The organism is Micromonospora sp. NPDC006766, assembly GCF_040636055.1.
Taxonomy (GTDB): domain Bacteria; phylum Actinomycetota; class Actinomycetes; order Mycobacteriales; family Micromonosporaceae; genus Micromonospora.
This window is the reverse complement of the sequence record NZ_JBEYIX010000112.1, coordinates 1-4,338: the sequence shown is the minus strand read 5'-3', so window position 1 is coordinate 4,338 and position 4,338 is coordinate 1. Positions and strand designations below refer to the sequence as shown.

Genomic DNA, 4,338 nt, shown 5'->3' with positions numbered 1-4,338 from the left:
TCGGCCGGTATACCCCCGACACCGCCCAGGACCCGGTCAACGGGTCCGACATCCCCTATTTGCAGGTTGATTCCTGGAAGAAGATCGCCCAGCCGAAGAACCCGTACGAGTGACATCCTCTCCGCGCCCAACGGCGAAAGAAGCCCGTCTCCAGCGCCGTACTGCTCGGCGCTGGGTGGGTGGTCGACAGGACACCCCTTGCGGTTCCTGTCCCGGACTGCCCGCCCGGTGAGTCAGGGACGCCACCTCGGCGGCGTCCCTGACGTTCATCGCCGCGTTCACGTCGACGTTCGCCTGATATCGATTTGCGTGCCGGTGGATTAAGAACCTGCCTCGGGCCTTGGCGGTTTTCCCGCGCGGCCTTCACCCCGCCTTGAAACACATCTCGGTAGGAGACTCGAGGCGGACGATTGCGTGGATGTTGATATGAGCATCCGACAGCTAGACGGGCTTACTGAAAATGACTACCGTTCCGCTCAACCCCATCAGCAAGGAGCGGTCGTGACACCATCCATCCGTACGCTTGGAACCGTCCTGGCGATCGCGGCGATCAGCGCCGCCGCCGGCTGCGGCTCCTCGAAGGACGACAGCCCGTCCAGTCCGGCCGCGGCCGGCAAGCTCGCCGTCGTCGCCACGACCCCCGAGGTCGCCGACTTCGCCCGCAACGTCGGCGGCGACGCCGTCACCGTCACGCAGATCATCAAGCCCAACGTCGACCCCCACGACTACGAACCCACCCCGGCCGACATCCAGGCGATCGGCGCCGCGAAGCTTGTGATCAAGAACGGCGTCGGCCTGGAAGAGTGGCTCGACCCCACGATCTCCTCAGCCGGCTTCACCGGCACCGTCGTCGACACGTCAGAAGGGGTCACCCTGCGCAAGGGCGACCCCGAGGACGCAGACATGGCCGAGGGAGACCCGCACATCTGGCACAACCCCCGCAACGCCAAGATCATGTCTGAGAACATCGAGAAGGCCCTTGTCGCCGCCGACCCAGGCCAGGCCGACACCTACCGCAGCAACTTCCAGGCGTACGCGGCCAAGCTGGACAAGCTGGACGCCGACAACGAGCGCAAGTTCGCCGCACTCCCGGCTGACCAGCGCAAGCTGGTCACCAACCACGACGCATTCGGTTACTACATCGACCGATACCAGCTGCAGTTCGTCGGCTCCGTCATCCCCAGCCTGGACACCAGCGCCGAGCTGTCGGCCAAGCAGATCGAGGACCTGGTAGCCAAGATCAAGGAAACCGGCGTGAAGGCGGTCTTCAGCGAGAGCTCGCTGCCGCCCAAGGCCGCCGAAGCGATCGCCCGGCAGGCCGGCGTGCAGGTGATCGGCGGCGAGGACGCCCTCTTCGGCGACAGCCTCGGCGCCCCGGACACCCCGCAAGGGACCTACCTGGGTGCGGAGGAACACAACACCGACACCATCGTGCGGGCCCTCGGTGGCTGAGCACACCCCTGCCGACGCCGACGCCGCCCTGCACCTGGTGCGGGCCGGCGTCGGCTACCGCGGCCACCCGGTGCTAACCGGCGTCGACCTCGTCGTGACGTACGGTCAAACCGTGGTGCTCCTCGGTGCCAACGGTGCCGGCAAGTCCACCCTCATCAAGGCCGTCGTCGGGCTCGCCGACGTCCTCGCCGGTGACGTCACAGTCTGCGGCCGCCCCGCCGGCCGTGCCCGCGGCGCCGCCGCTTACGTGCCGCAGGCCGACACCCTCGACGCCGACTTCCCGGTCAGTGCCGGGGATGTCGTGCTCATGGGCCGCTACCGACCCACCCGCTGGGTGCGACAGATCCGTCCCGCCGACCGGGACATCGCCGCCGACGCGCTTGCCCGGGTGGGTCTGGCCGACCGGGCACGGACCCGCTTCGGACTGCTCTCCGGCGGCCAACGTCAGCGCGTCCTGCTCGCCCGCGCGATCGCCAGCCAGGCCCGGCTGATGCTGCTGGACGAACCTTTCAACGGCCTGGACACCGCCAGCCGGGACGTCGTTGTACGCCTGCTGCGGGAACTCGCCGCCACCGGGACCGCGGTCGTGCTCAGCACCCACGACCTCGACATCGCCCGCGACCTCGCGGACGCCGCCTGCCTGATCCACGACGGCCATGCCAGCACCGGCCGCGTCACCGACATCCTCGCCGGGCCACACCGATCCCGCCCCGGCATCCAGCACGCCGCAGCTCACCGGGTCATCGCATGAACGCGTGGATCACGCCGTTCGACACACCGTTCATGGGCCGCGCCCTGGCCGAAGTGCTGCTGCTCGCCGCCGTGTGCGGACCCGTCGGCGTACTCGTGTTCCTCCGTCGGCTCGCCTTCGTCGCCGACGCGCTCACCCACACCGTCTTCCCTGGTGTTGTGCTCGGCTTCCTCGCCGGCGGTTACCCCGGCATCCCCGCCGGCGCCCTGGTCGCCGCCCTGCTGACCGCCGTCGCCGTCACCCTGCTCAGCCGGCGGGCGCAGCTCAACGAGGACACCACCATCGCCGTGTTGCTGACAGCGATGTTCTCCCTCGGCGTCGTCCTCGTCTCCCGACGCCACTCCTACACCAGCGACCTGACCGCGTTCCTGTTCGGCCGGCTGCTCACCGTGACCCCCACCCAGCTTGCCCAGACCGCCGCCCTGGCCGCCGTCGTCCTCATCATCCTCGCCGTCATCGCCCGGCCGCTGGTCCTGCGCGCCTTCGACCCGGTCGCCGCCGCCTCCGCCGGTTTCCGGATCACCCTGCTCGACCTCGCGCTCAACACCGCCGTCGCGCTCGTCGTCGTCGCCGCGGTCCAAGCGGTCGGCACCATCCTCGTCATCGCCCTGCTCGTTGTCCCCGCCGCGATCGCGCGCCTGCTGACCGACCGGGTTGCCGCCATGGTCCTGCTCGCCACCGCCGTCTGCGCCCTGGCCGGCTATCTCGGCCTGCTGGCCAGTTGGACCGCCTCCGTCGAGCACGGCATCCGTCTGACCTCCGCCTCGGCGGTGGTTCTCACCCTCATCGGCTGCTATCTGCTCGCCCTGCTCGCCGCTGCCGCGCGCCAACGATTCACCAACCGGGCGGCGAGCGCGTGAACTGGCTGCTTGAGGACACGTTCCGCCGTGCCATGACCGAAGCCGCCGTCGTTGGCGTGCTCAGCGGTCTCGTCGGCGTTCACGTCGTGCTGCGCCGCCTGTCCTTCTTCACCATGACGATGACCCACGCGGCGTTCCCCGGTCTGGTCGCGGCGGCCATTCTCGGGATCAACGTCTATCTTGGTGGCGCGATCGCCGGGCTGCTCATGGCCGCCGCCATCGCCGCGCTCGCCCGCATTCGCGGCCAGGGCGCCACCGCCGCCACCGGTGTGGTCCTCTCGGCCGGGTTCGCCCTCGGCGTCGCCCTCGTCGCCACCCAGGACGGGTTCAGCCATGACCTGTCCGCCTTCCTCGTTGGCTCGATCCTCACCGTCAGCGACCAGGACCTTGCCATGACCGTCGTCATCCTGGCGGTCGCCGTGGCTGGGCTGTCACTCGGCGGCCGGCATCTGCTCTTCGCCGGCTTTGATCCCGCCGGCGCCCGCGCCGCCGGCTATCCCACCTGGCTGCTCGACCTCGCCCTTTTCCTGTTGATCGATCTCGTCGTCGTCGCGGTGGTGCCGGCCGTCGGCGCCGTTCTCGCCCTCGCGCTCATTGTCGCCCCGGCCGCCGCTGCCCGAGCCTGGACCGACCGTCTCGCCCCGATGACCGGACTGGCCGTCACCTTCGGCCTCGTCAGCGCCGTCGGTGGACTGTGGCTCTCGCGCCTCGCGGAGGTCGCCGCGGGTGGCAGCATCACACTGGCGGCGACCGCCGTCCTGCTCCTGTCCCTGGTCGCCAAACGATGGGCACCCTCGGGTGCGGGGGCTCCGGTGCGTACGCCATGACCGACGCCTCCGAGATCGACGCGGCCGTCGACGTGCTCCGGCTCATCGCCCACCCGGTACGGATCCGCATCCTGTTGGTGCTCACCGAGACGGATGCCTGTGTGACCGATCTCAGCGCAAGGCTGAACCGGCCGGTGTCGTACCTGTCCCATCAGTTACGCCACCTGCGCCACGCCCGACTGGTCCGCCGCTACCGCGATGGAAACCGGATGAACTACGCCCTTGCCACCACACCCGCCGCCGGCCTGATTCTGGAGGCGCTTCGCCATCTGCTCCGGCCGGACCGAATGTGACCGCACCACCGCAGGGCTACTCGTCGACGAGCAGGCAACGGCCTATTCGTACGGCTCGGTGGGCGGTGCGATCTTTTGCCAGGTGTCCACCTGGAAGTAGGGGATGTCGGAGCCGTTGACCGGGTCCTTGGCGCTGTGGGGAAACCATCGGCCGG

At 69.4% G+C, this 4,338-nt stretch carries 5 protein-coding genes; all 5 read left to right on the top strand.

Going from position 1 to position 4,338, the window contains the following annotated elements; genetic code table 11:
- Window positions 1-501 precede the first annotated feature (501 nt).
- The 5 genes from ABZ671_RS32415 to ABZ671_RS32395 are packed head-to-tail and all read left to right on the top strand — an operon-like array spanning window position 502 to window position 4,183.
- Window positions 502-1,452, top strand: a complete 951-nt coding sequence (locus ABZ671_RS32415; RefSeq protein ID WP_357865288.1) for a metal ABC transporter substrate-binding protein — start codon at window positions 502-504, stop codon at window positions 1,450-1,452.
- Window positions 1,445-2,203 carry an ATP-binding cassette domain-containing protein gene (locus ABZ671_RS32410; RefSeq protein ID WP_357865286.1) on the top strand — a complete coding sequence of 253 codons (759 nt, stop codon included), beginning with the start codon at window positions 1,445-1,447 and terminating at the stop codon, window positions 2,201-2,203. Before ABZ671_RS32415 ends, ABZ671_RS32410 begins: the two co-directional genes overlap by 8 nt.
- Complete coding sequence (locus tag ABZ671_RS32405) at window positions 2,200-3,063, top strand: metal ABC transporter permease (protein ID WP_357865283.1); 864 nt, start codon at window positions 2,200-2,202, stop codon at window positions 3,061-3,063. Before ABZ671_RS32410 ends, ABZ671_RS32405 begins: the two co-directional genes overlap by 4 nt.
- Complete coding sequence (locus ABZ671_RS32400) at window positions 3,060-3,890, top strand: metal ABC transporter permease (RefSeq protein ID WP_357865280.1); 831 nt, start codon at window positions 3,060-3,062, stop codon at window positions 3,888-3,890. The genes ABZ671_RS32405 and ABZ671_RS32400 overlap by 4 nt, the downstream gene beginning before the upstream one ends.
- On the top strand, window positions 3,887-4,183 hold the full coding sequence (locus tag ABZ671_RS32395; RefSeq protein WP_357865277.1) for a metalloregulator ArsR/SmtB family transcription factor: 297 nt from the start codon (window positions 3,887-3,889) through the stop codon (window positions 4,181-4,183). The genes ABZ671_RS32400 and ABZ671_RS32395 overlap by 4 nt, the downstream gene beginning before the upstream one ends.
- The last annotated feature ends 155 nt before the right edge of the window (window positions 4,184-4,338 follow it).